Consider the following 26,372-nt stretch of genomic DNA (forward strand, 5'->3'; position numbering starts at 1 on the left):
GGATCGGTGGCGATGTTCCCCGGGCTCGCCGGCCGCACCGCGACCTCTCCGTCCGCGGCCTGGCATCCCCCCGCGCGGCCGGTCGTACCGCACGACGGCCCTCACCTGCGCATCCTCCGGGCGGTGCCGCCCGCCGACACCACGGCTACCAGCACCACGCCGACCACCAGTGCCGCCGCGACGACGGGTGCCCACAGCGGTGCCACCCGCAGCGTCCACGCGCCCAGCACGGCGCCGCCGAGCAGTCCCAGCAGCCGACTGACCCCGCCCGCGCCCGCCGCGAACCGGTGCGGATCGAGCACCACGCTGCGGACCACGGTGGTCAGCGAGCCGGTCAGGTACGTCGTCGACGCCCCCCGTACCCCCGAGCTGATGGTGACCACGCTCTGCATCCCACTGGCCGCCGCGGCGGCGAGGAGCAGCGCCAGCCCGCCGGCGTACCCGGGACGCGCTCCGGTGCCCACCCAGCCGCCCGCCACGCCGACCAGCAGCACCGCCTCGGCCACCGCGACGGTCCCGGTCCGGCGCCCCCACCCCGGCCTGACCCGCCGCAGGTACAGGGTGGCGCCGGCCACCCCGAGCGCGTAGCCGCCCACCGCCGCCGCCCCACTCCCCAGCACCCGGGCGTCCGCCGTGGCGATCGCCTGGCCGGACTGCACCAGGTTGCCGGTGATCACGCTTGCGAAGAAGCCACCGAGTCGGGTCAGACAGAACACGTCAAGGCAGCCGGACGCGGCGGTCAACACCACCAACAGCCGGACCACCAACTGCCTGGGCAGGACCGACCCGTCGGATTCGTCCCCATCGCCGGGTCCCGTCAACCCCGGCCCCGGATGCCACTCATACGACTGCTCTCCCCGGCGTGTCACTGACTCACGAAGCGCTTCTTCCCGCTACCCCGCCGTCCATGCCGCCGGCGGTGCCGTCAGCCGGCCTCCGGGGCGCCGGTCTCGGTCAGGTGCCCGTCGGCCAGCCTCAGCCAACGGGTCACCCCGATCTCGGTCAGGAAACGCTCGTCGTGGCTGACCACCACGAAGGCGCCCTGGTACGCGACGAGCGCGCTTTCCAACTGGCCGACGCTGACCAGATCCAGGTTGTTGGTGGGTTCGTCGAGAAGCAGTAGCTGGGGCGCGGGTTCGGCGAACAGGATGCAGGCGAGCGTCGCCCGCAGGCGCTCGCCACCGGAGAGCACCCGCACCGGCAGGTGGACGCGGGGACCGCGGAACAGGAACCGGGCGAGCAGGTTCATCCGGTCGGCATCGGGCAGGGTGGGCGCGAACTCGGCGAGGTTCTCGGCGACCGTACGGGCGGGGTCGAGCAGGTCGAGCCGCTGGGACAGGTACGCGACGCGGCCGTCGGTGCGGACGGCGGTGCCGGACACCGGCGGCTGGTCGCCGCTGATCAGCCGGAGGAGGGTGGACTTGCCCGCACCGTTGGAGCCGGTCAGGGCGATGCGTTCCGGGCCCCGGATGGTCAGGTCGACGCCCTCGCCGACGAAGACCGGGCGGCCGTCGTACCCGGCCCGCAGGTGTTCGCCCTGAAAAACGGTGCGCCCGGCCGGCACGTTGGTGCCGGGCAGCTCGATCGCGATCCGGTCGTCCTGGCGGGCGAGGCGGCTGGCCTGGTCCAGGCGGGCCTGGGCGTCGCCGACCCGGTCCGCGTGGGTCTCGTTCGAGCGGGCCGCCGAGACCTGGGCATCACGCTTCAGCCCGCCGGCGACGATACGGGCCAGGCCCGCGTTGGGCAGGTTGCGGGACGCGTTCGACGCCCGACGGGCGGCGCGCTCGCGGGCCTGTTGCATGTCACGCTTCTGCCGCTTGAGGTCCTGCTCGGCGTTGCGCACCTGGCGTTCGGCTGCCTCGCGCCGGCCGCGCGCGGCCTGCTCGTAGTCGGTGTACGTGCCGCCGTACCACTCGATCTCGCCGTGCTCCAGGGCGGCGATGCGGTCCACCTCGTCCAGCAGCGCCCGGTCGTGGCTGACGACCAGGAGGCAGCCGGTCCACGCGCGCAGCACCGCGGTCAGCCGATCCCGCCCCTCGCTGTCGAGATTGTTCGTCGGCTCGTCCAGCAGGAGCACGTCCGGACGCTTGAGGAGCTGGGCCGCCAGGCCCAGGGACACCACCTGCCCGCCGCTGAGGGTGCCCAGCAGCCGGTCCAGGGTGAGATCGCCGAGGCCGAGCCGGTCCAGCTCGGCGCGGGTGCGCTCCTCGACGTCCCAGTCGTTGCCGATTGTCGTGAAGTGCTCCTCACTCGCGTCGCCGGTCTCGATGGCGTGCAGCGCGGCGATGATCCGGTCGACGCCGAGGAGTTGGGCGACGCTCTGCTCGCCGGTGAAGGGCAGGTGTTGGGGCAGGTAGCCGAGCGCGCCCCGCACCGTGACGGATCCGGTGGTCGGGCGCAGTTCCCCGGCGATCAGCCGCAGCAGCGTGCTCTTTCCCGCGCCGTTGGCCGCCACCAGGGCGGTGCGGCCACCGGGCACGGAGAAGGAGAGGTCGCTGAACACCGGGGTCTCGTCCGGCCAGGCGAAGGACAGGGCGGAGCAGACGATGGAACCGTTGGACATCGTGAGATCCTCAGAACGCGTGAGCCGGGCGCACGCACAGCGGGGTGCCCGGCGGGAAACAGGGACGACGAGATGGCCGCGGCGACAGCGCGATCACGCGCCTGTCGGCGGCCGGTCCGGGATCTCACCCGGAGATGTCGTCGTCACCTGCCACGTTCACTCCGTTCCCCAGCGACTCGGGCAAGAATAACGCGCGGTCGCTGCCGCGACATCCCGACGGGCACGGCCGGGCGACGGACCAGACTTGGCCTGCGGGACGCCGGCGATCGGCTCCCGGCCGGACGGGCCCTCGGCTACGCCCCGTGACCCTTCGGATGCTCACCAGGAGACGAGTCGCCGCGGGCCGCCCACCGGCGCAGCAGGTCGATGCCCTCGTCGAGCCGGCCGTGCTCGGTCAGCAGCGTGACCAGCAGCGGCAGGGAACGCCGACTGCCCTGGTCGACGGACCTGCGGAGCAGGTCGATCGCCTCGTCCGGGCGACCGGCGGCGGCCAACAGGGCGGCCAGTTCGTCGTACGCCCGCGGGTCGCCGTGGTCGGCTGCGACCCGCCAGTAGCGCTCGGCCTCGTCGGTCTGCCCGCGCTCGGCCAGGAGAGCCGCCAGGCGGGCCGCGGCGTGCCAGTCGCCGTGGTCGGCGCGCAGCCGCAGCTCGTCGGTGTGCCCCCGGTCGGCCAGCAGGTCGACCAGGACGCTGCCCGCGCCCATCGCGCCGGCGGCACCGGAGTCGGCGAGGTCGCGCAGGTAACCGGTGGGGTCGGGCACGGGGGTCAGCCCGGTGGCCTCCGACCCGAAGAACCGGCTGCCGCCGAACTCGTGGCGCAGCCGGTCGTCCAGGTCGTCGGCCAGCGCGATCATGGCGCGTACGGCCAGCAGCAGGTGGGTGGGGACGAAGTCCTGCCCGAAGACGGGGATCGACGCCCAGACCGTGCCTCCGGTGCAGTAGACCCGGCCGACGACCAGCCCGTTGGTCAGGTCGGACAGCCGCTGGTACAGCGTCTCCGTCGGCTCGACGCCGGTGAGCAGCGGCGAGAAGACGTCCACCAGGGGCGGGTCGTCCTGGGCACGTACGAAGATCATGGCGGAGCCGGCGCGGATGCCCACGTCGCCGTCGGCGTCGACCCGGAGCTGGTCGGCGGTGACGCCGAGGACGGCGGCCAGGATGTTCTTCACCCGTTCCGTCAGCTTGCCGTCGCCGGTGTGCTGACCGGCCGGGCCGGCCACCTGCGGGCGGCCCGGGGCGGTGACCGGCCGGGCCGCCAGCGCGGCGGCCAACCTGGTGCGCCGGGGCACCGGGGCGGTGGTGGCGGTGACGGCCGGCCGGGCCGCCAGCGCGGCGGCCAGGCGACTCCACCGGGTGTCACGCGCCGTCATCGTGCTCACCGCCCGGTCCGCCGGCGGGCGGGTCGGCCGGCGGCTCCACCGTCCGGATCTGGTCGAACATCTTGGCGATCACCAGCGGCGCGGCCACCCCGAAGGTGAAGCTGGCGAACGCGGTCTCCGCCAGCCCACCCGCACCGGCCGCGGCGGCCAGGCCGGTGCCGGCCACCGCCCGCAGCAGGACGGCGAAGACGACGATCGGCCGGTCCCGGCGGTCCCGCCACGGCCACTGCCACCGGCCCTCGGACTCGGTGGTCGGGCGCATCATGCCGTAGAGGTTCAGTGCCTCCGCGACGGCGCTGCCGACCATTCCCCACATCGCGGCCATCCATAGAGACACGTCCCAACCCTAGCGATCGAGAGATCTACCACCCGCACCGCCCTCCGCGCGGGTGCCGACGTTGTCGCCGACGGTAACCGGCCGGCACAACCACCGTCCTCTCGGGACGGACCGGGCCGGGAGCATCTCGTTGAGGGTGGCCCGCTCGTATGTCAGTGGGCTTCGGGCGCGCGGTTCAGGAACGGGCTGGGCGTGCCGCTCCACGACACGTACAGGGCCTCCCGGGCGCGGGTGCCGGCGACGAAGAGCAGGCAGCGCTCCCGGAGCATGTCGCTCTCGTGCTGCGACAGGTCGACCTCGGGCGGCGTGACCTCCTTCGCGAACGGCACCGTCTTCGCCGTCGCGCCCACCACCGCGACGCACCGGAACTCCAGCCCCTTCATGGCATGCATGGTGGCCAGGCGCACCCCGTCGGCGTCCGCGCCGGGCTGGTCCCGCACGGCCGGTACGCCGGCCGCCTCCAGCGCGGCCTACACAGCGTCCGGGGTCGTGTTGAAACCGCGCGAACAACAGGGTCGGCGCCTGCGCCGCCACCTTCTCCAGGGCCGGCGTGAGCTGCTCGACGGCGACCACGTTGCGGACCTCCAGCGCCCGCGTCGCCGTGTTCACCGTGTAGAGGCGCTTCGCCGCCCAGGTGTACGCGCCGTCGTGCGGCACCACGTTCAGCAGCGGGAAGGTGTCGCTGCCGTCTCCACCGCCTTGCGCACGCCGGCCTTGACCGGCTTCTCCAGGACGTCGAAGCTCTGCCAGAGGGTGTTTGCGAGGGCGAGCTGGGGCACGGGCAGCCTCTCGGGGTGGGTGGGTCTGCGGTGCGGGGAGGGCTGCCTAGTCCGCGACCAGCTCGTCGGAGCCGGGCAGCTGCACCTGGTCGTAGAACCAGCGCAGGTGGTCGAGCAGCGCCTCGCGGGCGTCGACGTCGGCGAGGACCGCCAGGGGGAAGCCCGGCCGCAGGGTGAGCTTGGCGGCGGCAATCTCCACGCCCGGCAACTGGTTGAGCCGCTGCCGTAGCTCCTCCCGCAGGGCGAGGTCGTGGAACGGCGTCCGGACGCTGAGATGCTGGAACACCACCTCGAACTTTCCGCCCGGGTAGATCACCGCCGGCCAGATGCTCCCGAGTTCGTGCTCCCTGCGGCGGGCCATGAGGAAGCAGGAGGTCTCCCCGGCGGTGCCGTAGGAGAGCGTGCCGCCCGTCGCGGTCCACGCCTCCAGTGTGGCGATCGTGGCGGCGGCGACCGCCGGGCCCTGCCGGGCGGCGAGCTGCTCGACGAACCTCTCCGCGTAGGTGCCGCCCTGGCCCGGTGCTGGCCGGGACACCCGCTCGGGCAGGTCCTCGGGCGTGATGCCGGCGAGCTGCGCCAGCTCCTCGGTGCCGATGCGCTGCGCCCGGTCGGCGCGACCGTGCTGGTCGAACGTCACGCCCTCGGCCCGAAGCACGTCGCGCGGGTCGTCGGTGCGGTCGGGTTCGAGCCAGCGGAAGCCGGGCGAGACGGTCCCCTCGACCTGCAAGACCCGGTGCGCGTTCGGAGTCGGGTGGTTGGCGAGCCGCATCCCCACCGGCACCGGCGCGGTGCCGACGAGGGCAGCCAGGTCGCCGTACGTCGTCCAGGAGCCGGCCGGCAGCTCGGCGAGCGCCTTGTTCATCAGGTCCCAGGGCACCTCGGACTGGTTGCCGGCCTGCTCGGTGGGGCCGGGCCAGATGGCGATCACCCGCTCGGCGAGCGCGTCGGCGCGGGCGTGGATCTCGGGGCGCCCCCACCGGTCCCGCGCCGCGATCTCCTGGCTCAACCTGATGCCGCTCTTCTTGAGCTCGTCGCGCTTCACCGCGAAGGGCTTGTTGCTCAGCTCCGGGTTGTAGCCGGTGAGGGTCAGATTCCCCAGGGTGTGGACCAGGGACTCGTAAGCCTCCTCGACGTTCTCGTCCGGCTCTACGTCGCCGGCGAGTATCTGCCGCCACTCGTCGGTGAGCGTCTGCGGCAGCACGTGCTCGATGGTCGCCTTCTCCAGCGACACGGGTTCCTTGCTGCCGTACGACTCCTCCAGCCACCGCAGCACCAGGCTGCGTTGGGGGGCGCGGCCGTGCAGGTAGAACGGGATGGACCGCACCGCGGCACGCACGTTGGCGTCGGTGGCGTAGTGCTTGCGCCCGGTCGACAGGTACGCCCGGACCGCCTCGTCCACCGGCAGGTTCCTGCTCATCTCGGTGACGACGGAGAGCAGGATCCGGTTGATGTTCATGGTGCTCCGCCCGATCAGCAGGCGGCGGACGAAGAAGCCCTCCACGTGCAGCAACGCCGAGGCGACCTGTTCGGAGGTCGCCGTGCCGTTCTCCCGGCGGTCGAGCAGGTGCAGGGCCAGCGGGTAGACGGTGGTGGTGCCCCAGGCGCTCAGCCGCTCCAACCGCAGTCGTACGCCCGGGTCCTTCTCCTCGTCGGGGTGGAGGATGACCCGCAGCAGCGCGCCAAGGCGGGCGAACCGCCGGACCTCGGCCTCAATTTCGGCCTCCGTCCGGAGTTTCTCGAGCCGGGTGTGTTGGTTCGAGTAGATGTCGGTCTGCTTGACGCGCGGGTCGCGGTGGACCAGGTCGAGCCAGAAGAGCAGTTCCAGCTCCGCCGGTTCGAACTGCTTCTGGAGGGGCTGCCAGAGAACGTCGTAGACGGTGCGCCCCTGGTTGGGCAGCCGCATGAAGAGGTAGTTGCGTAGCAGGTCGGCCTGGGTCAGCTTCAGCCCGGTGTTGTTCAGCGACTCGAAGATCCGGTACACGTTGTCACCGGCTTGGGCAGTGACGGCGACAAGCCCCATGCCGGTGATGACGGCGCTCTCGATGCGTTCGATGTCCAGCGGGTTGTCCGGGTCGTCGGCGGCCAGCGCGTCGGCGAAGAACCGGTACGCCACGTTCATCGGGTGAGCCTTTGCTGCCTGCGGAGTCGACTTTACGCAGGCCACGTATGCGTCGCGGTCGTGCTGGGTGGGGACGAGCTTGAGCCAGCGCTCCTCCTCGAAGGGGTTGGTCAGGTACTGGTGATCGAGTCGGACGCGATGTTTGGAGCCCTCGTGCTCGGCGCGGTGGTCGCGGATCGCGCAGAGCAGGATGGACAGGGTGGTGAGCCGTTGTTGGCCGTCCACCACCAGATACTCGGCGACCCCGGCGGGGCCGTTCGTGGGGCTGGGCGCGAGCACGAGCGAGCCGATGAAGTGCGTGGCGGTCGGGTTGTCGACCCGGTCCTCGGCGAGCTTGCGCACGTCGTCCCAGAGCCGTTCGAGCTGGGGCTTGCTCCACGAATAGGTGCGCTGGTAGAGCGGCACGTGGTACTGCTTCGCGCCTTCCAGCAAGCCCTGCAACGTGGTTTCCGCCGCCGCGACCATTCCGGCTCCCGTCTACTTTGCACCCGCCCTGAGCCCGGCAAGACAAACAGATCACCAGTCGGCAAAGCAACCCATGCCAGGCACTGCTGGCCGGAACGCTCCATTCGGCGCGGGCAGCCGTACCCAGTCGGCGAGCGAGCGTCGCCGATCGGCCAACCGAGCGTCTTCTGTCGGCAATCCGTTTGTCGGTTGACGAGTGGGCAGCTCAGCTCCACCCGCCTCGGCTCGCCGAACTGGGCCCCTGGGCTCAGCGCCGACCGCCGTCCTTGTCGCGGTCGACAAGAAGAACTGGGGCGTGCGTCTCGTCGCGCGGGCATTGCCACACCAGCGCGGCGCCTCGTCGATTCAGTTGGCGAGGATGACTGTGGTCGGGGCAGGGAGGAAAGGGCTGTCCCCAGATGTCCGTGCTGACCTCGTCGGCCAAGCCGGCGGCTAAATCCCGGGCTACCTCACAAAAGCCGTCTTTAGCGTTGACGTGGATGGTGTGTTCGACAGAGCCGACCGAGAAGCGTGCTGCGCACGGAATTGCATCGTGCGGGTGGGTGAGCTCCTGTCCGAGAAAGATTGCCGCCTCACGGGTCTGCGGCCCCAAGTCCACAGGTGAGACGTCGGAAACGTTTACGTCGATCCCCGACAGCACGGTCAGGGAGGCCGCGAGCCTGTCAGCAACCTCCCTCACCAAGGCCGTTCCGCTACTGCGGAGAGACATTCAGCTCCTCCAAGGTTCAACTTTGCCGGTCCGGGTCTACCGGCGACGGCGCCGGACCTCGACATCGCAGCGCACCAGGATCGGAGCACGACCTCGGCTGACGACGCCGCGACCCGCACCGACCAGGCCCGGATGGTGGGCCAGGCGACGAATGCTGCCACACACCGGACCGATACGTGCCCTACGGGCCGAGCGACTCCCGCTGCACACACACCCACCACCACCCACCTGTGAGCCCACGCAGCAGGGGCCGGAGGCAAGGCAGCATCCGTCGTCGCCGGCCGGCGGGTGATGCCTGTTCGGCCCCCTTTGCTCTGCTGCCCTCCGTGCAACGCTCACGGAGGGTGGCCGATGCCTCCTGTCGTCCGCCCGTGTTGGCCCGCGGCTGAAGCGGATGCGCGGTGCCGGTGTTGCGGTGACGGCAGCAGAGCAAAGGGACCGGGGGGACTCCGGCTTGAGGATGACCGGAACCCGTCTGCAGCAGCCAGCTTCGTCGGTGGTGGCGGTCGGCCATCCTGCCTGCCATCGACCCGGCAATCAGCAAGAGGCAGCCCGCCGTACGAGCCGTCGAGGCCGTCTTGACGTGGCGGGCCAGGCTGCTGCTTCGGCTAGGGTCGATGGCGGACTCAGACGCAGAGACGGCCGCCGCCTACTGGGCCTCGGAGCGCCGCAAGACGCTCGGTCTGGACCCACACGGCTACCTGGTGGGCAAGGAGACCCGCGAGGTCGAGCAGACGCTATGAGTCCGCGTCGACCGGCAGCAGGTCGGCCGCCTTTCGTCGGCGCTGAGTGCGCGGAACACCCGCGCGCCCACGAGTCCGCGGGTCCGCACAGGACGCCGGCGGAACTTCGCGGGCGGGCGTCCCACAAGCCGTACTTCTCTAGTTTGTGGAAGCGGCGCGTTCGTAGGTCAGGGTGAGTTCGGCGAGGACGCCGTCGGCAGGGTACGGACGGCCTTCGAGGTACGTGGCGCGGAGTTCGTCCATGAACCTCTCCCACATCTCAGGACCCCGTCGGCGAAGAGCTGAGCGCGAATCGACAGCTCAGGTGACGTCGGGAGTTATCGGGAGCCCCAGGCGCCGAGATGCGCCATGGGCGGGACGAGTTCGATCGCTGTCCCGGTGAGCCGCTAGCCGATCTTCTGTCGGTGGCTCGGGTCGTCGGGGCGGCTAAGCAGGCCCACGTCCACGAGCTTCGACAGGCGGTTGGAGAGGATGTTCGACGCGATGCCTTCGATCGAGTTCGTGAGCAGCTCACGGAGAGTGTCTGCCACCGGTTGTAAGTTGCAACCGGAATTTGCTCGTCAGGTCCCTAGGAGGAGACATGCCGCAACTGTTGAAGGTGCAGAGCTTCACCGTGTCGCGTGACGGGTTCGGCACCGGGGAGGGGCAAAGCCTGGAGCGGCCCTTCGGCCACGCCGACCCCGAGGCCCTGTTCTCCTGGCGTACCGCCACCGCCAGCTTCATGTACCGCACCGAACCCGGCGGCACTCGCGGCCTGGACGACTACCTGGCCCGCGACTACGACCACAACATCGGGGCGGAGATCATGGGTCGCAACAAGTTCGGCCCCCTGCGCGGCCCCTGGGAGAACCACGACTGGCAGGGATGGTGGGGGGACAACCCACCGTTCCACACGCCGGTCTTCGTGCTCACCCATCACGAACGCCCGTCGTTCACCCTGGCTGACACCACATTTCACTTCCTCGATGCGAGCCCGGCCGAGGCGCTGGCGCGCGCGAAGGAGGCCGCCGATGGTCGGGACGTACGCCTCGGTGGTGGGGTTGCCACGATCCGCGAGTTCATCGAGGCCGACCTGGTCGACACGATGCACATCGCCGTCGCGCCCCTCGACTTCGGTCGGGGCGAGCGGCTGTGGGAGAGCCACACCGATCTTCTCGACCGCTTCCACCTCGATTCGGTGCCGAGCCCCAGCGGAGTCACGCACCTCCTGTTCTGGAGACGGTGACCACCGACCCGCGCGATCGCACCAGCCACGGCCGGTCTGCTCCAGCGCCGCCGATGGGACCGAACCGGGCTGGTGCCGCCCACCGGTCAGCTCACCGGATCGAGACGTGCGGCAGCCGGCCCGCCTCCGCCAGATGGCCGACCTGTTTCGCCATCGTCGCCGCGCCGCCCACCACGCGCAGCAGCGCCGCCTCGGAGAGCACCGCCTCGAACCGGGGCGGCCGGGGCAGCCGCCGCCGGAGCAGGGCCCGCCGGCCGCTAGCCGCGCTCGAAGCCCATGTGCGCACCGCCACCTGAGCGGATCGCCCATCCGGCCTACAAGCCGCCCAGGCCCGGCCCGGGAAGACCCAGGCCCAATCGGAGGGCGCGAGGCGGGCAAGATCGCGCTCGAACACAGAAGTAGTGGCCTCCATCGCAGCGGGAAACCACTACTCCCGGGATCGAGGGCGATCTTTCGGGCGGGACCGGGCCGGATCTCGCCCCCGCACCCGCCTTCCCACTCCGATCTTGCAGTTGCAGCCCGGCGCCGAGCCCGAGGCCTCGCGGCGGACGGTCAGTGGTGCCAGGAGCGCCAGAGGACGGCGTACGCCCCGCCGGCGCGTACCAACTCGTCGTGGCTGCCCAACTCGGTGATCCGGCCGTCCTCCAGCACCGCCACCCGGTCCGCGTCGTGCGCGGTGTTGAGCCGGTGCGCGATCGCGATGACGGTCCGCCCCGCGAGCACCGCCGCCAGGGCCCGCTCGGTACGCCGGGCGGTGGTCGGGTCCATCGCGGCGGTCGCCTCGTCGAGGATCAGCGTGTGCGGGTCGGCGAGCACCAGCCGGGCCAGCGCGAGCTGCTGGGCCTCGGCCGCGCCGAGTTGCCGGGCGCCGTCGCCGAGCGGGGTGTCGAGGCCGTCGGGCAGGTCGGCGTACCAGTCGGCGCCCACGGCGACCAGCGCGGAGCGCATCCGCTCGTCGGAGGCGTCGGGCGCGGCGAACGCGAGGTTGTCGCGGACCGAGCCGATGAAGACGTGGTGTTCCTGGGTGACCAGGGCGATCCGGCGACGCCGCTCGGCCGGGTCCAGGTCGGTGACCCGGCAGCCGCCGATGCTCACCTCGCCCTCGCGGGGGGTGTCGATGCCGGCGAACAGCCGGGCCAGGGTGGACTTCCCCGCCCCCGACGGGCCGACGACGGCCAGCCGCTCGCCGGGGCGTACCTCCAGGTCGATGCCGTGCAGGACGTCGCGGCCGTCGGCGTACGAGAAGCGCACGCCGCGCGCGACGAGCCGCTGCCCCGGCGGCGCGGTGACCGTGCCGGGCGGTTCCGGCGGCACCTCGCCGACGCCGAGCACCCGGGCGTACGACGCGATGCCGCGCTGCGCCTGCTCGGTCCACAGCAGGATCCGGTCCAGCGGGTCGATGGCCTGTTGCAGGTAGAGCGCGGCGGCGACCACCTCCCCCAGTGATACCGCTCCCCGGGACAGCAGGTAACCGCCGGCGAGCAGCACCGCGGCGACCGGCAACGGATAGCTGGCCTCCACCACCGTGAAGAACACCGTCCGCAGCGCGAGGGTCGCCCGCCGGGTGGACCACAGTCGGGTGATGCGGTCGGTGCCGTGCCCGATCCGCTGGTCGGCCAGCCGCAGCGCCTCGACGGTGCGGGCGCCCTCGGCGGTGGTGGTCAGCGTCTCGGTCAGCTCGGCGGTGGCAGCCCCCTCGGCGAGGTAGGCGGGGCTGGCCCGGCGCAGGTACCAGCGGGTCACCGCCCAGATCGAGGGCAACCCGGCCAGGGCGACCAGGCCGAGCAGCGGGTGCAGCAGGAAGACCGCCCCGAACAACAGCGCCAGCTGCGCCGACGCGATGAGCATGGTGGGCACGACGTCGCGGACGGTGGTCCCGACGGTCGACACGTCGACTGAGCTGCGGGTCGCCAGGTCGCCGGAGCCGACCCGCTCGACGACGGAGACGGGCAGGGCGAGGGTCCGCCGGACGAACTCCTCGCGCAGCCGCGCGACGGCCCGCTCCCCGAACCGGTGGCCGGCGTACTGGGCGTACCGGGAGATCAGCGCCTGCGCCAGCACGCAGCCGACGATCGCCAGCGCCAGCCGGTCCACGGTGGCGACGCCGGTGCCCGCGCCGACCTGGTCCACGATGCGGCCGAGCAGCCACGGCGCTGCGAGCCCGGCGACCGTGGCGGCGACGTGCAGCGCCAGCACGACGGCGACCGCCCGTCGGTCCCGGCCGACGAGGTCCACCGAGGCCCGGCGTACGGCGGCCCGGTCCGCCACCGGCAGCCCGCTCACCGCAGCGCTCCCTCGACTCCGGTGGACGGGTCGAGGTCGGCGGCGTCGCCGTCCCGGGCCACCAGCGCCCGGTAGCCACGGTCGCGGTCGAGCAGCTCGGCGTGGGTGCCGGTGGCGACGATCCGGCCGGCGCGCAGGTGGGCGACGGTGTCGGCGTGGCCGAGCAGCAGCGGCGAGGTGGTGAGCAGGATCGTGGTCCGGCCGGCCCGCGCGGCCCGCAGTCGCTCGGCGATTTGCGCCTCGGTGTGCGCGTCCACGGCGGACGTCGGGTCGATCAGGATCAGCACCTCCGGCTCGGCGAGCAGCGCCCGGGCCAGCCGGACCCGTTGCCGCTGGCCGCCGGAGAGCGTGCGGGCGCGGGTACCGAGCGGGGTGTCCAGGCCCTCCGGCAGCGCGTCGACGACCTCTTCGGCCGACGCTGCCCGCAGTCCCGCCGTCAGCCGCGCGTCGTCGCCGGCATCCGCCGGGTGTTCGTCGCCCCGGCCGTCGCCACCGACCCGCCGGGCCCGGTCGCCGACCCTGCCGGCCTGGTCCCCGGCCCGCCCCGCCCGCAGGACGTCGCGGAGCGTGCCGGCGAAGAGGTAGGAGTCGTGGTCGGCGACCAGGATCCGGGCCCGCACGTCGTCGAGCGGGATGGCGGCCAGCGGCACGCCACCCCAGGTGACGTCGCCGGGGACGTACCGGCCGAGCCGGTCGGCGAGCGCGTCGGCCTCGCCGGGTTCGGCGGCGGCGATGCCGATCAGCCGGCCGGCCGGGGCGGTGAGCCCGGTGGCCGGGTCGTGCAGGTCGCCGGGCCGGCCCGGGGCGGCCGGCTGGCACGGCTGGCGCGGCGCGGCGAACTGGCGCGGGCCGCCGGCGTCGTCGGGGACCAGGGTGAGCAGGGCGACGATCCGGCCGGCGGCGACCCGGCCCCGAATCAGCTCATAGCCGCCCTCCAGCAGGAACCAGATCGGCACGATGAGGGTCGCCACGTAGCCGTAGACGGCGACCAGCTGCCCGATGGTGATGTCGCCGGTCACCGCCATCCGGGCGGCGAGCCACACCACGGCCGCGAGGAACAGCCCCGGGATGGCGACCGCCAGCGCGTCGATCCAGCTGTTGACGGCCCCGACCCGGTAGCCCTCGGCCAGCAGGCGCCGGGACCGGGTGGCGTACCGGCGGGCGAACAGGCCCCGGCCGCCGACCCCGGCGAGGACCCGAAGCCCGGCCACGATGTCGCCGGCCTGGGTGGTGAGCTCGCCCTGCTGCTGCCGGTAGACCGACTCGGCCCGTTCGAGGCGGCGCAGCAGCGGCCCGACGACGAGCGCGATCGCCGGCACGCCCAGCAGCACGCACACCGCGAGCAGCGGGGACACCGACCACAGCACGACGGCGATGACCGCGTACGCGACGATCGCGCCCACCCCCGGCCCGGTCAGCGTCAGCACCTGCGAGGTGTGGCTGATGTCGGAGCCGCCGACGGTGGCGACCTCCCCCGCGGCGAGCCGGCGCGGCAGCACCGCGCCGATCCGGGCGAGCTGGCGCAGCAGGACCGCCGCCGAGCGGGCCGTCGCGTCCTCCCGGACGAAGGTCATCGTGCGGTGCCGCATGATGCCGAGCCACGCCAGGCCCACGCCCGCGAGGACGATCGCCGCGACCCAGAGCAGCAGGGCGGCATCGTCGCCGGCGCGCAGCCCGTCGTCGACAGCGCGGGAGATCAGGTACGGCCGGATCGACAGCCCGACCATCCAGGCCGTGCCGAACAGGCTGCCGCGCAGCACCCGCCAGGGCTGGCAGCGGACCAGCCACCACATGTACCTCAGCGGCCCCCTCGTGTCCGGTACACCGGGATCGGGGTGGGGAATCTGCGGCGGCACCCGCCCACGCTACCGACCGACTCCGCTACGTGCAGGCCCTTTTCGGCGCGGCGCGGTCAGGTGGTCGGTGTGGTGAGAAGATAGTCGTCCGCCTCTGAACTCCACTCCAGATGGACCGCGCCGCTGGTGGCGGCAGCCTTGCAGAACTGGAGGAAGCTGCGGTAGCCGAGCTTCTTCTCGCTGAAGTCGGGCCGGACCCGGCGGAGCTGGTTCTTCAGCCCGGACAGGGCCACCTCGCCGTCGTCGCCGGCCAGGTCCTGCACCACGGAACGCACCAGCGCGAACGCCACCTCCCGGTCGCCGTGCTCGGGCAGGGACACCTCCGGGTCTCCCTTGGCCGGGCCCTCCGCCAGCTCGATCACCGTGTGCGCGGCGAGGTGCCGCAGCAGCTCGCCGAAGGTGCGGAACCCGTAGTCGGACTCGCTGAAGGTCGGGTCCTTGCGCAGCAGGGTGCGCTTCAGCGTCGAGGCGGTCACCTCGCCGCCGGAGCTGCCCTGGAGGCCGGCGACCGTCTGGGCCACCAGGACGGAGAGGGTGTCGACGTCGCGCACGGGCTCCTCGACCACCGGCTGGGGCTCGGGCTCCTGCTCCACCGGCTGCGGCTCCGGGCTGGGCAGCCGCGCCGGGCGGTTGCGCTTGGCCCGGGCCGGCGGGACGTCGACGCCCTCAAGGCGGTCGTAGTAGAGGAACTCGTCGCACGCGGGCGGCAGCAACGCCGAGGTGGACTTCTCCACGCCCACGCCGATGACGCGCTTGTTCAGCTCGCGCAGCTTGTGCACCAGCGGGGTGAAGTCGCTGTCACCGGTGCAGATCACGAACGTCGAGACGTACGCGCGCTCGAAGGCCAGCTCGACGGCGTCGACGGCCATCTTGATGTCGGCGGCGTTCTTGCGGGAGGCGCCCATCCGCTGGGGCATCTCGATGAGCTCGACGTGCGACCGGGTGAGCATCCGACGGTCCTCGTCGAAGTACGACCAGTCGGCGTACGCCCGCCGCACCACCACCCGACCGCGCTCGGCGAGGGCGTCGGCGATGGGACGCAGGTCGAACGCCATGCCGCCGAGGTGTTCGCGGGCCCCCAGGGCAAGGTTCTCGTAGTCGAGGAAAAGGGCGATCCGGTCTTCTTGATCCACGAGTCCAGCCTACGCCGGCCACCCGGCCCACCAGCGGGTACGCGCCGTGAACCGCCATCGCGTGCGGGGCCCGCCGCCGTCCCGCCACCCTCGCCGACTGCCCCGGTCAGGTCCCGGCGGGGCGCGGTTGGTGACCTGGTCTCCAGAGGGGGCGTCGGGTCAGTCGTCAGGATGTCGGGCGCGGACCTGTCCCTCGTCGCAGACCGAGCCGAGCAGGATGTCCAGCGGGACCGGGCGTCCCAGATGGAAGCCCTGGCCGGCGTCGACGCCCAGCCGGCGCAGCGCGGGCACCAGCGGTTCCCGGTCGACCGACTCGGCGACCGTGTGCATGCCCAGCCCGTGCGCGGCGCGGACGACCGCGTCGATGAGGACCGGGTCGGCCCCGCCCCGGTCGGCCTGGCGAACGAAGTCACCGGCGATCTTCACGGTACTGAACGGCAGGTGCTTGAGGTAGGTGAAGGACCCGAACCCGGCGCCGAAGTCGTCCAGGCTCAACCGGCAGCCGGCGTTGCGCAGCGTACGGGCCAGGTTGCGGACCGCTGCCACGTTGGTGATCGCCGCCGTCTCGGTCACCTCCAGGCCCAGTCGGCCAGCCTCGACGCCGGCCGCGCGCAGCCGCCCCACCACCCAGTCGCCGAAACCCGGCGACTCCATCGAGCGGGCGGAGATGTTGACGTCGAAGCACATCCCGGCCGCCACGGCCCACCGATCGGCCAGCGCCGACGTGGCGGTGGCCACCACCCACCGGTCGAGCTCGCCGATCAGGTCGTCGCGTTCCACCGTGGGCAGGAAGTCGGCCGGGGGCAGCGGCGGCTGCCGGCCGTCGCGCAGCCGGATGAGCAACTCGTGGCTGACCACCTCGCCGGTCAGCAGGTCGACGATCGGCTGGGCGTCGAGTTGCATCCGGCGCTCGTCGAGGGCGGTGCGGACCCGGGTCACCACGTTGACCCGCTGCACCGCGTGCCGGTACTGCTCCGGGAGGTACAGCCGGGCCCGGTTGCGGCCGGCGTTCTTCGCCTCGTACAGGGCGAGGTCGGCGTGGGCGAGCGCCACGTCCCGGCTGTCGCCGGGCCGCAGCGAGGCGGCCCCGATGCTCAGGGTGACCCGCAGCCCGGCGTCGGTCAGCGGCACCGGGGTGCCCACGGCTGCGTTGCACAGGCCCTCGGCGACGGCGAGGGCGTCGCCGGCCGAGGCGTCGGGCAGCACGACCGCGAACTCGTCGCCACCCAACCGGCCCAGCACCGTGCCGGGCGGCAGCTGGTGGGCGAGCAGCCGGGCCAGCACCCGCAGCACGTCGTCGCCGACGCCGTGCCCGTGCACGTCGTTGATGTCCTTGAAGTTGTCGATGTCGATCAGCAGCAGCGCGCCGGACGGGTCGCCGCCCGGGACCAGCAGGTCGTCGAGGCGGGCGAGCAGTGCGCGGCGGTTCGGCAGGTCGGTCAGCGGGTCGTGCTCGGCCAGCCGGGTCAGCTCGTCCTGGGCCCGGCGCCTCTCGGTGATGTCGTGGGCGGTGCCCAGGACGCGCACCGGAGCGCCGTCCCGGTCGGAGAAGACCTCGCCGTAGCACTCGAAGACGCGCAACGTCTCGCGGTCCGCGAGGTACATCCGGTGGGTGAACGAGAAGGGCGCCCCGGTGCGCAGCGCGGTCTGTAGGGTCCGCTCGACCATGGCTATGTCATCGGGGTGCAGCAGCTTCCGGTACGACGGGTAGTCCAGCGCGGTGCCCGGCGGGAAGCCGACCATCTGCAGCAGGACGTCAGACCAGACGATCCCACCGCTCGGCACGTCCCACTCCCAGCTGCCCACCTTGGCGAGCTGCTCGATGTGGGCCAGGCGCCAGCGGTGGTCACGCCCCTGTTCGCGCTCCCGGCGCTCGGCGGTGACATCGCGCACCTCGTACAGGCGCAGGCACTGTCCTTCGTGGTGTATGCCCTGGCAGCGCACCTGGAGCCAGCGGGCGGGGCCGGCGGCGTCGGGCAAGGGGGCCTCGACGGCAGGGCCGCCCGGCTCCACCCGGGTCACCGGCAGGTCCTCCGGCCGGACGCCCAACCGCCGCGCGGCCTCGTTCGACCACAGGCACCGACCGTCGGGGCCGAGAACCATCAGGGCGGTGGAGGCGGCGTCGGCGGCGGCTGCGGGCAGAGTCCTCACCTGGTGGTCACCCCGTCCCCTGCCCCGTCACGACCTTCGGATGGCACCAGCACACGGTGATCCGACCGCGACGCGGAGTCTACCCACGGGCGTGAGCGCGGTGCTCGCCGCGCTCGCAGGAGACCGGTGGGTACGCGACGCCGCACGCGGGCCGGGCCCACCATCGCCGCCCGGTCGTACACCTGACCCGGCCGGGTCCCGGGCGGCCTTGAGCTATCCGCAGCCGCCGTGAGATTCTGATGCGTCGATTAGTCGCCGCGCGGGGCTGACAGTCGTCCGAAGGGCAACCGGGGGCCAGCACGGCCTGCGGGGGACGGCGGCAAACTGCGATGACCACCGGGCAGTCCGTCCACGAGTCCGCCCGCCGCCGCCCCGGCGCACCCGCAGGTGCGAGCCACCCGTCACCGGCCCGGGCGAGTCTCCGTCGTACCCACGAAGGAACTCCACCATGCAGAACCCGATCAGCCCCGGGTGCCCCGCGCAGCCCTCGCCGTCGCGCCCGGCCCGGTCCGCCCGCCGCCGCTGGCCGTCCCTCGCCGCGAGCCTGCTGCTCGTCGCGGCGGCGTCGGCCACGGTCAGCCCGCCGAGCGTCAGCGCGGCGACCACCGCCCCGGTCGCCGTCACCGTCAACGCGCGGGCGGGACTGGCGACCGTGCCGGACACCGCGCTGGGCGTCAACCACGCCATCTGGGACCAGAACCTGGGTACCGACGAGACGTCGGACCTGCTGCGCGCCGCCGGCGTGAAGATGCTGCGGTACCCGGGCGGCTCGTACGCCGACATCTACCACTGGAAGAACCACACCGCCCCCGGCGGGTACGTCGCCCCGAACACCGACTTCGACACCTTCATGGCCGGGGCCCGGCGGGTCGGCGCCCAGCCGATGATCATCGCGAACTACGGCACCGGCACGCCGGCCGAGGCCGCCGACTGGGTGCGGTACGCCAACGTCACCAAGGGCTACGGCGCGAAGTTCTGGACGGTCGGCAACGAGAACTACGGCAACGGCCACTACGGCGCGGCCTGGGAGGCCGACGACCACCCCGACAAGAGCGCCAGCCAGTACGCCCGCCTGGTCGTCGACTACGCCGACGCGATGAAGGCGGTCGACCCGACCATCAAGGTCGGCGCGGTGCTGACCATGCCGGGGAACTGGCCGGACGGCATCACCGCCGGCAGCGACCCGGGGCCGTGGAACTCCACCGTGCTCTCGATCGCCGGTCCGAAGATCGACTTCGTGGACGTGCACTGGTACCCGGGTGGCAGCGCCGCCGAGTCGCTGGCGCGCACCGCCCACATCGACGACGCGGCCCACCTGCTGCGGCAGCAGATCGCCCGGTACGCCGGGCCGAACCCGGGACGCATCGGCATCAGCTTCACCGAGCTGAACGTCGACACGGGCCGGACCACCCAGCCGGGGGCCCTGTTCCTCGCCGACGCCTACAGCGACCTGCTGGAGAACGGCGTCTTCACGGTGCAGTGGTGGAACGTGCACAACGGCATCGGCACGGTCTCGCAGGTGGCGGGGCACACCGACTACGGCGACTTCGGCATCCTCTCCAGTGGGAGCTGCACCGCCGACGGGACGCTCTGCGAGCCGCCGCTGAACACGCCGTTCGCGCCGTACCACGGGCTGTCCATGATGAACCTCTTCGTCCGGGCCGGCGACCAGCTCGTGCGCGCCGGAACCGACCAGCCCCTGGTCACGGCGCACGCCGCGCGCCGGGCCAACGGGGATCTCGCGGTGCTGCTGGTCAACAAGGACCCCGACAACGAGCACCCCGTCACCATCGACTACGCCGGGTTCACCCCGTCGGGCGCCGCGCCGACGGTGCACACCCACACCAACGGCGCCACCGCCATCGCCACCGGCCAGTCGGGCAGCGCGACCAGCCGGGTCCTGCCGCCGTACTCGCTGACCACGCTCGTGCTGCGCCCGGCCGACGCGGTCACCGGGCAGCCCGGCGCGCCGGGCCAGCCCACCGCCACCGCCGTCACCGACCGGGGCGCGACCATCTCCTGGCCCGCGGCCACCCCGGGCCGCAGCCCGATCGCCAAGTACGAGGTGTACCGGCAGAACGGGGCGGTCAGCGAGCAGCTCGGCGAGACCTCGGCCACCTCACTCACGGTCGGCAACCTCGTCCCCGGCGGCAGGTACACGGTCAACGTGCTGACCCGGGACACCGCCGGCCGGGTCTCCTGGTCCTCACCGCCGCTCACCTTCACCACCGGCAGCCCCGCCACCAGTTCGTGCGGTGTCCGCCTGACCGACACCTCGAACTGGGGCAACGGCTACGTCGGCGCCGTCGACATCGTCAACAACGGGGCCGCCCCGATCAACGGCTGGACGCTCACCTGGACCTGGCCCACCACCTGGCAGCAGGTGAACAGCGGCTGGAGCGCGAACTGGGAGCAGGTGGGCCGGACCGTCCGGGTCACCAACACCGCCGACAACCGGCAGATCGCCGGCGGCGGGGGCAGCACGAGCGCCGGCTTCGTCGGCTCGTACGGCGGCCCGAACGTCCTGCCGACCGCGTTCACCCTCAACGGCGTCGTCTGCGCCGTGCTCTGACCCCGCCCTCGGCCCGGGGCCGGCACCCGCCGGTCCCGGGCCGACGGTCTCACCCGGGCGGGTACGGCCCCAGGGCCCCGGGCCCTCACCCCGTACACCACCACCAGGAGCGCCATATCCGGCGCCAGGCCGGATCATGACTGACGCATGGGAGATCTTGGAGCGGCATGGCCCCTGGAGGGGCCATGCCGCTCCAAGATCTCCGGTCATCCTAATGTGTGGGACGGAGTTCCTGGAACGTGGACAACTTCGGGCGGGTTCGGCAGGGAGGCGACGATCAGCGCGGCGGGACGGGGCTCCCGTGGGGGGCGGGACCGGCGGCGGGACAGAGCGGCCGGTTGCGCGGCGACCGCCGCACCGGGGACACCCGCGCACGCGGCTTCGATCTGCGAGCCTGGAGGCAGAATCGACAGACTGGAATGTCGGCAAGGCATTATGACGCGCTACTCCGCGTTACCCGCGTCGCTCCCCGCTCGAAACTCGGGTGCCGTGCGTCAGGAGGCGGAGAGCCGGCCCAGGTGGTCGCCGAAGCGGTGAGTTGGCCGGTAGCCCCGCGCGCGGGCCCGGCTGATGTCGAGCACCATGTCCCGGGTGAGCTGGTCGACGGCGTACCGGGTCAGCACCGGCGCCCGGCGGGTCAGCCGCGACCACGCGGTCGCCGCCGTCGCGGCGGCCCCGGCCAGCCCCACCGGCAGGTGCGCGAGTCGCGCCGGGACGCCCGTCGCGGCGAGCGCCGCGCGCAGCACGGCGTCCCGCGAGTACGGCCGGGCGTCGGCGATGTTGTACGGGCCGGGCGTCCAGTCGGCCGCCGCCAGGGCGGCGTCCACCAGGTTCTGCACGGCGGTGAGGCTGAGCCGGACGTCCGGGCCGGGCACCGGCAGCCACCCGCCCCGGCGGGCCCGAAGCAGCCGGGGCAACAGGTGCGGGTCGCCGGGCCCGTACACGGCGCGGGGGCGCAGCACGACGGCCCCGGCCGCCAGCGCGAGCCGCTCCCCGGCGGCCTTGGTGCGCCCGTACGCGGAGAGTTGCCCGTCGACCGGGTGGTCCTCGGTGACCAGGGTCGCTCCCCCGGGCCGGTAGACGCTGGCGCTGCTCATCCAGACCAGCGGGCGAGCCCCGGCGGCGTCGAGCAGCCGGGCCGTGCCGTCCACGTTGACCGCCCGGTAGGCGCGTTCGGCCGCCGGGCCGGGCACCGGGTCGCCGACGGCTGCGGCGAGGTGGATGACCAGGTCGGCCCCGGCGAGGTCGGGCACGGCGCGGCCGGCGTCCCACGGCACGTGCCGGCCGACCGGGCCGGGGCGCCGGCCGAGGCAGCGCACCCGGGCCCCGGCGGCCTCGGCGGCCCGCGCCACGGCGGCCCCACAGAAGCCGCTCGCGCCGGTGACCACCACCTCGACCCCGGTGAGGTTCACCGGCCGGCCCTGATCACCGATCCCGCCGAAGTTCACCGGCCGGCCCTGATCACCAGTCGCGCCCAGCCGGGCAGCGCCGCGCGCCCGTCGGCGCGGGCCCGCACCACGACCGGCCGGTACGGCGCCAGGGCGGCGAGGGTGTCGGCGAGCTGCGCGCGGGCCAGCCGGGCCCCCGGGCAGGAGTGCGCGCCGGCGCCGAAGACCAGCCGGGCGGTCCGGGCCGGCGCCGGCGCGGCGCAGTCCGGCCCGGCGCGGTGCGCCCCGGCGGCGTGCCGGGCGACCAGCAGCAGCCGGTCCCCGGCCCGGACCGGGCAGCCGGCCACGGTCGCGGCCCCGGCGGCCACCCGGGGCAGCACCGGGCTCGGCGCGGTGACCCGCAGCAGCTCGTCGACCAGGACGTCCCGGCTGCCGGCCGCGTCGGCCCGGTCCCACAGCCGGTCGTCGGCGCACCAGGCGACCGCGCGCGGGATGCCGGACACGGTGGTGTTGACCGAGGCGAGCGCCAGCATGCCGGCCAGGCCGGCGTCCTCCGGCGGCAGGCCGAGCAGCCCGGCCAGGTCGGCGACGGCCCGGCGGGCGGCGCGGGCCCGCCCGGGTGGGCGCGGGCCGGGGAGCTGCTCGGCGGCGGTCGTGGCGGCGGCGTGCCGGGCCGCGGCGGCCAGCGCGACCGGGTCGGCGTCCACCCCGAGCAGCGCCGCCGTGGTCGCGCCGGCCAACTCGGCGACCACCGGCACCAGGTCCACCGGTTCGCCGGCGCCCAGCGGGGCCAGCCGCCGCCGCAGCACCGCCGTCCAGACCGGACGCAGCGTGGCCACCCCGGCGGGGCCGAGGCCGTCGGTGAGGGCGCGGCGGGCCTGCCGGTGCTCGGGGCCCTGCTGGTCGAACAGGAGCCCGTCGGTGCCGAGCCGGTGGGCGGTGCCGCCCACGGTGCCGGCGGCGGCCCGGTCCAGGGGGGTCCGGGTGAGCGCGTCAAGGTAGCCGTCCGGGTCGTGCACCACCAGCGTCCGTCCCAGCCGCACCGCCGGCCAGCGTCGGGTCGCCGCGAGCAGGGTGAACAGCACCGGGTACCGCCGCAGGTAGACCAGGCGGTCCCGGCGTCGTGCCCGGCTCGGCGCCGGGCGCCGCCCGTCCCAGGCTGGGCCGTCGGCCGACCCCTCAGCCACGGCGTCGACCGTCCACCCGGGCTCGTCCACGCGCCCGGTGCACGCTCCCCCTCGCCGGTCAGCCACGGCGTCCGCCCGCCGGGGCGTGCCGCCCGGTCGCGGCGGCGGCCAGGGTGGCTGCGGCAGCCCGGTCCGGCTTGCGGGACCGCCCGGAGGTGGGCACCGGGGCGAAGACCAGCGAGTCGGGCCGGGCGGCGCCCATCCGGGCCAGGACCGGGCCGAGTGCGGCCCGCAGCCGGCCCGGGTCGGCCCCAGGCTCGGGCTCGACGACGGCGACGAGCCGTTCGTCGCCGTCGTCGGCCGGCACGCCGACCAGCACCGCCAGGTTGACCCCGGGGACGTGCAGGGCCGGCTCGTACAGACCGGGATAGATGTTCTCCGCGCCGCGCAGGATCATGTCCTTGCTCCGCCCGCCGAGGACAACCCGGCCGCCGTCGAGCCGGGCGACGTCGCCGGTGTCCACCCAGTCGTGCGGGGCCTCGCCCAGGTAGCGGTGCGCCTGGCCGGGGCCGGTGAGCAGCAGCCGCCCGTCCGGCTCGACCCGGGTCCGCACGCCCGGCAGCGGCGCCCCGACGAGGTCCCCCTCACCGGCGAAGGCGGCCTTCTCGCCGGCCTCGACGGCGGCGGCCGGGAAGAGTTCGGTCAGCGCGTACACCCCCCACGCCTGCTCCGCGCCGGCCCGGCGGACCCGGTCGAGCAGGGCGGCGCTCACCGGCGCCGAGCCGCTGTAGAACCGGCCGGACAGCCGGGGCCGCCGGGCCAGCAGCGCCCGCAGCTGGGGCGGGGTGAGGTAGCTGGCCTGCGGGCGCAGCCGGGCCACCTGCCGGGCGAGCACCCCGGGCGACCGGGCCGGCAGGGCGACGGGGGCGCCGCTGGCCAGGGCGGGCACCAGGACGAAGAACATGCCGCCGAGCACCGGTTCGTCGGGGAGCGGCCGGACCAGTTCCGCGACGGCGCGCATCCCGGCGTCCAGCCCGGCCCGCCGGTGGACCACCGCCCGGGGGCTGCTGGTCGTGCCCGAGGTGAAGATGACGACGGCGTCGCCGTCCTGCCCCGTGCGGTCGGGCACCGGCCCCGACCGGGGGTGCAGCACCGGGGCGCAGCCGGGCAGCCGACCGCCCACGGTACGCACCGGACCCAGCTCGGCCAACCGGGGCAGGGCCAGCTGGGCCCGCCCGGCCAGCGGTCGCGCCCACCCGGCGACCGCCTGCGCCGCCGCGTCGGCGACGACGAGGGCGGGGCGGGCCAGGGCCAGCCGCGCGGTGAGCACCTCCGGGCCGGCGCTGGGGTCGAGCACCGCCGCCCGCAGCCCGAGCCGGTGCGCGGCGAGCAGGATCGACAGCGCCCGGGGGCCGGGGCGGACCGCCACGCCGAGGGTGTCCCCGGCGGTCAGCCCGTGGTGGTGCAGGGCTGCGGCGTACCCGTCGGCGAGGTCGGCCAGCTCGCCACGGGTGGCCCGGATGCGGGGCCGGCCGGACCGGGCCGCGGTGAGCACCGCCGGCCGGTCAGGGTGGCGGCGCAGCGCGGCGGCCAGTTCGTCGAGCATCGGAAACTCGCTCTCCTGGTGCTGGGGTGTCGGTCAGCGGGGGTCCGGGGACAGCCGGCCGCTGCCCCGGTCCAGGTACCAGGCGGCGGTGCGGCGCAGGCCGTACGCCCGCAGCCGGCGGGTCGAGTTCTCCACCACCATCGTCCGGTCGTGGACGATGTCGCCGGTGTGGCGGCGTACCCGGTTGAGGAACTCCCGGTCGGTCGGCGACGGGCGGCGCGGCATGCCGCCGGCGCCGAGGTAGGCGGCCGGGGTGATCGCCATGTTGTTGCCGGCGTGCATCCGGTACGGGGCCAGGTAGCCGGGCCCCCGGTGGGCGGGCCGGAGCCGGCCGAAGGCGGTGGCGACGGCGACCAGGCCGCGGAACACGGCGCGGCCGAGCGGGCCGTGCTCGTCGCGGCGGGCCTCGATCCGGCCGCAGGCCATCGCCGCGCCGCCGGTGAGCGTGCGGCGGGCCGCCGCCACCCAGCCGGGCCGGGGCAGGCAGTCGGCGTCGGTACGGGCCAGCAGCGTCGCCCCGTGCGCGATGGCGTGCCGGAAGCCGGTGTCCACGGCGGCGCCGACGCCCCGCTGCCGCTCCTCGACCAGCCGGGTCGGCACCGGCGACCGGGCGGCGAACCGGCGGGCCGCCTCGGCGGTGCCGTCGGTGGAGGCGTTGTCCACCACCAGCAGGGTGAAGTCGAGGTCGGTCTGCCGGGACAACGCGTCCAGGGTGGCCCCGATCCGGGCGGCCTCGTTGTAGGCGGGCACGACCACCCACAGCGCGGTCACGACTTCTCCCAGACCATGGTCATCACGCTGACGCCGCCGCCGAGGCCGATGAACAGCACCCGGTCGCCGGGGCGCAGCCCGGCCTCGACGCGGGCGAGCTGCACGCCGAGCGTGGCGCTGGCCAGGTTGCCCAGCTCGGCCACGGTGATCTCCAGCTTGTCCCTGGGTACGCCGGTCACCTCGACGAACCGGTCCAGGTAGGGCAGGGTGACCTGGTGGACCAGCACCCGGGCGTAGTCGGCCCAGTCCAGCCCGGTGCGGTGCCGGACCCGGTGCAGGATGTCCGTGCCGATCTTCTCGAACACGTCGCGCAGCGCCCGCCCGTCGCCGGTGAAGTAGGTGTGCTCGTCGCCCCGGGGGTGCCGGGAGCCGCCGCCGGGGATGCCGCCCACCGTCCAGTGCTCGGACCAGGTCTCGGTGTCGACGTCGACGATCCCGCCCCGGGCGACCGGTTCCACCAGCACGGCGGCCCCGGCGTCGCCGAACGTGTAGCCGGCGAAGGCACTGCGGGCCTGGTCGAGGTCGGTGAGCTGCCAGCGCATCGCCCGGGTCGGTGTCTCGCCGGTCACCACCAGGGCGCGCCGGGCGCGGCCGGCGAGGACAGCCGACCGGGCCAGGTCGATGCCGTTGAGGAAGCTGTTGCAGGCGTTGGTCACGTCGAGGGCGTGCGCCCGGCCGCCCAGCTCCGCCTGCACGATGTGGGCGGTGGCCGGCTCGGCGACGTCCCGGGTGGCGGAGGCGAACAGCAGCAGGTCCACCTCCTCCGGTTCGCGGCCGGCGGCGGCGAGCGCCTGCCGGGCGGCGCGGACCGCCAGGGTCGAGGCGTACTCGCCGTCGCCGGCCATCCGGCGGGAGGAGATGCCGGTCATCCGCGACAGCAGCCCGTCCGGCAGGTGCAGGCCGCTGGCCTCGGCGATGCGGCGGTGCAGTTCGGCGGTGGGCACGACCTGGTCGGGAAGGCTGGCGCCGACGGCGGTGATGCCCACTCGTTCCCGGGCGGAAGACGGCGCTGACGTGGGGGCGATCATGCGTTGAGCTTGCCCAACGCCGCTGGCGGGCGGATGAGTAGGGGTGCTCATGTTCGCCGGGTGACGACCCGGACACGCCACCGCCCGGTCCCGGCCGCGCGGTGGCGGTGGACGGGCCCGGGCGGGCGTCCGGCGGGG

At 73.9% G+C, this 26,372-nt stretch carries 21 protein-coding genes; 3 read left to right on the forward strand and 18 right to left on the reverse strand.

What is annotated here, in order from left to right; genetic code table 11:
• Positions 1-101: 101 nt before the first annotated feature.
• From ACFYZF_RS21220 to ACFYZF_RS21250, 7 genes are all read right to left on the reverse strand, one after another.
• Positions 102-821: a YoaK family protein gene (locus ACFYZF_RS21220; RefSeq protein WP_387023277.1), complete on the reverse strand. Its 720-nt coding sequence runs from the start codon at positions 819-821 to the stop codon at positions 102-104.
• Between the two features lie 104 nt (positions 822-925).
• Positions 926-2,563, reverse strand: coding sequence for a ribosomal protection-like ABC-F family protein (abc-f, locus tag ACFYZF_RS21225; protein ID WP_387023279.1), 1,638 nt, complete (start codon positions 2,561-2,563; stop codon positions 926-928).
• Positions 2,564-2,856: 293 nt separating this feature from the next.
• Positions 2,857-3,933 carry a hypothetical protein gene (locus tag ACFYZF_RS21230; RefSeq protein WP_387023280.1) on the reverse strand — a complete coding sequence of 359 codons (1,077 nt, stop codon included), beginning with the start codon at positions 3,931-3,933 and terminating at the stop codon, positions 2,857-2,859.
• The gene (locus ACFYZF_RS21235; protein ID WP_387023282.1) at positions 3,920-4,279 is read right to left on the reverse strand and encodes a hypothetical protein; all 360 of its coding nucleotides are present in this window, start codon (positions 4,277-4,279) and stop codon (positions 3,920-3,922) included. Before ACFYZF_RS21235 ends, ACFYZF_RS21230 begins: the two co-directional genes overlap by 14 nt.
• Positions 4,280-4,431: 152 nt before the next feature.
• Positions 4,432-4,719, reverse strand: coding sequence for a 3'-5' exonuclease (locus tag ACFYZF_RS21240; RefSeq protein ID WP_387023284.1), 288 nt, complete (start codon positions 4,717-4,719; stop codon positions 4,432-4,434).
• Positions 4,720-5,104: 385 nt separating this feature from the next.
• Positions 5,105-7,642 carry a DUF262 domain-containing protein gene (locus ACFYZF_RS21245; RefSeq protein WP_387023286.1) on the reverse strand — a complete coding sequence of 846 codons (2,538 nt, stop codon included), beginning with the start codon at positions 7,640-7,642 and terminating at the stop codon, positions 5,105-5,107.
• Between the two features lie 247 nt (positions 7,643-7,889).
• The gene (locus tag ACFYZF_RS21250) at positions 7,890-8,321 is read right to left on the reverse strand and encodes a hypothetical protein (protein ID WP_387023288.1); all 432 of its coding nucleotides are present in this window, start codon (positions 8,319-8,321) and stop codon (positions 7,890-7,892) included.
• A 647-nt stretch (positions 8,322-8,968) separates the two neighbouring features.
• Here ACFYZF_RS21250 and ACFYZF_RS21255 point away from each other — a divergent pair.
• Complete coding sequence (locus ACFYZF_RS21255; protein WP_387023290.1) at positions 8,969-9,094, forward strand: hypothetical protein; 126 nt, start codon at positions 8,969-8,971, stop codon at positions 9,092-9,094.
• A 386-nt stretch (positions 9,095-9,480) separates the two neighbouring features.
• On the opposite strand, the gene ACFYZF_RS21260 is transcribed toward ACFYZF_RS21255, so the two are convergent.
• Entirely contained in the window at positions 9,481-9,624 is a 144-nt protein-coding gene (locus tag ACFYZF_RS21260; RefSeq protein ID WP_387023292.1) for a hypothetical protein, read from the reverse strand.
• Positions 9,625-9,674: 50 nt separating this feature from the next.
• Between ACFYZF_RS21260 and ACFYZF_RS21265 the strand changes: the two genes are divergently transcribed.
• Positions 9,675-10,319 carry a dihydrofolate reductase family protein gene (locus tag ACFYZF_RS21265; protein ID WP_387023294.1) on the forward strand — a complete coding sequence of 215 codons (645 nt, stop codon included), beginning with the start codon at positions 9,675-9,677 and terminating at the stop codon, positions 10,317-10,319.
• Between the two features lie 91 nt (positions 10,320-10,410).
• On the opposite strand, the gene ACFYZF_RS21270 is transcribed toward ACFYZF_RS21265, so the two are convergent.
• The 5 genes from ACFYZF_RS21270 to ACFYZF_RS21290 all read right to left on the reverse strand — a co-directional run bounded on the left by ACFYZF_RS21270 (position 10,411) and on the right by ACFYZF_RS21290 (position 17,742).
• Positions 10,411-10,611 carry a Scr1 family TA system antitoxin-like transcriptional regulator gene (locus ACFYZF_RS21270; RefSeq protein ID WP_387023296.1) on the reverse strand — a complete coding sequence of 67 codons (201 nt, stop codon included), beginning with the start codon at positions 10,609-10,611 and terminating at the stop codon, positions 10,411-10,413.
• 260 nt (positions 10,612-10,871) lie between these two features.
• Positions 10,872-12,602 (reverse strand): ABC transporter ATP-binding protein, encoded by a 1,731-nt coding sequence (locus tag ACFYZF_RS21275; protein WP_387023298.1) that lies wholly within the window; start codon positions 12,600-12,602, stop codon positions 10,872-10,874.
• The gene (locus tag ACFYZF_RS21280; protein ID WP_387023410.1) at positions 12,599-14,362 is read right to left on the reverse strand and encodes an ABC transporter ATP-binding protein; all 1,764 of its coding nucleotides are present in this window, start codon (positions 14,360-14,362) and stop codon (positions 12,599-12,601) included. The genes ACFYZF_RS21275 and ACFYZF_RS21280 overlap by 4 nt, the downstream gene beginning before the upstream one ends.
• Positions 14,363-14,514: 152 nt before the next feature.
• Positions 14,515-15,591 (reverse strand): NYN domain-containing protein, encoded by a 1,077-nt coding sequence (locus ACFYZF_RS21285; RefSeq protein WP_387023300.1) that lies wholly within the window; start codon positions 15,589-15,591, stop codon positions 14,515-14,517.
• A gap of 159 nt (positions 15,592-15,750) precedes the next feature.
• Positions 15,751-17,742, reverse strand: a complete 1,992-nt coding sequence (locus ACFYZF_RS21290) for a putative bifunctional diguanylate cyclase/phosphodiesterase (RefSeq protein ID WP_387023302.1) — start codon at positions 17,740-17,742, stop codon at positions 15,751-15,753.
• Between the two features lie 448 nt (positions 17,743-18,190).
• On the opposite strand from ACFYZF_RS21290, the gene ACFYZF_RS21295 reads away from it, so the two are divergent.
• Entirely contained in the window at positions 18,191-20,314 is a 2,124-nt protein-coding gene (locus tag ACFYZF_RS21295; RefSeq protein ID WP_387023304.1) for a cellulose binding domain-containing protein, read from the forward strand.
• A gap of 494 nt (positions 20,315-20,808) precedes the next feature.
• On the opposite strand, the gene ACFYZF_RS21300 is transcribed toward ACFYZF_RS21295, so the two are convergent.
• The 5 genes from ACFYZF_RS21300 to ACFYZF_RS21320 are packed head-to-tail and all read right to left on the reverse strand — an operon-like array spanning position 20,809 to position 26,234.
• Complete coding sequence (locus ACFYZF_RS21300) at positions 20,809-21,762, reverse strand: NAD-dependent epimerase/dehydratase family protein (protein WP_387023306.1); 954 nt, start codon at positions 21,760-21,762, stop codon at positions 20,809-20,811.
• Positions 21,759-22,889 (reverse strand): cytochrome P450, encoded by a 1,131-nt coding sequence (locus ACFYZF_RS21305; RefSeq protein WP_387023308.1) that lies wholly within the window; start codon positions 22,887-22,889, stop codon positions 21,759-21,761. Before ACFYZF_RS21305 ends, ACFYZF_RS21300 begins: the two co-directional genes overlap by 4 nt.
• 58 nt (positions 22,890-22,947) lie before the next feature.
• A complete protein-coding gene (locus ACFYZF_RS21310) occupies positions 22,948-24,435 on the reverse strand; it encodes a class I adenylate-forming enzyme family protein (RefSeq protein WP_387023309.1) in 1,488 nt (495 codons plus the stop codon).
• 33 nt (positions 24,436-24,468) lie between these two features.
• Positions 24,469-25,206 carry a glycosyltransferase family A protein gene (locus tag ACFYZF_RS21315; RefSeq protein ID WP_387023311.1) on the reverse strand — a complete coding sequence of 246 codons (738 nt, stop codon included), beginning with the start codon at positions 25,204-25,206 and terminating at the stop codon, positions 24,469-24,471.
• A complete protein-coding gene (locus tag ACFYZF_RS21320; protein ID WP_387023313.1) occupies positions 25,203-26,234 on the reverse strand; it encodes a 3-oxoacyl-ACP synthase III family protein in 1,032 nt (343 codons plus the stop codon). The genes ACFYZF_RS21315 and ACFYZF_RS21320 overlap by 4 nt, the downstream gene beginning before the upstream one ends.
• Positions 26,235-26,372 lie beyond the last annotated feature (138 nt).

Source organism: Micromonospora sp. NPDC001898 (assembly GCF_042891255.1).
GTDB lineage: Bacteria > Actinomycetota > Actinomycetes > Mycobacteriales > Micromonosporaceae > Micromonospora.

Coding starts and splice junctions, on each gene's coding strand:
- ACFYZF_RS21245 (WP_387023286.1), bottom strand. CDS start 7,642: ATGGTCGCGGCGGCGGAAACCACGTTGCAGGGCTTGCTGGAAGGCGCG.
- ACFYZF_RS21310 (WP_387023309.1), bottom strand. CDS start 24,435: ATGCTCGACGAACTGGCCGCCGCGCTGCGCCGCCACCCTGACCGGCCG.
- abc-f (WP_387023279.1), bottom strand. CDS start 2,563: ATGTCCAACGGTTCCATCGTCTGCTCCGCCCTGTCCTTCGCCTGGCCG.
- ACFYZF_RS21255 (WP_387023290.1), top strand. CDS start 8,969: ATGGCGGACTCAGACGCAGAGACGGCCGCCGCCTACTGGGCCTCGGAG.
- ACFYZF_RS21230 (WP_387023280.1), bottom strand. CDS start 3,933: ATGACGGCGCGTGACACCCGGTGGAGTCGCCTGGCCGCCGCGCTGGCG.
- ACFYZF_RS21320 (WP_387023313.1), bottom strand. CDS start 26,234: ATGATCGCCCCCACGTCAGCGCCGTCTTCCGCCCGGGAACGAGTGGGC.
- ACFYZF_RS21265 (WP_387023294.1), top strand. CDS start 9,675: ATGCCGCAACTGTTGAAGGTGCAGAGCTTCACCGTGTCGCGTGACGGG.
- ACFYZF_RS21295 (WP_387023304.1), top strand. CDS start 18,191: ATGCAGAACCCGATCAGCCCCGGGTGCCCCGCGCAGCCCTCGCCGTCG.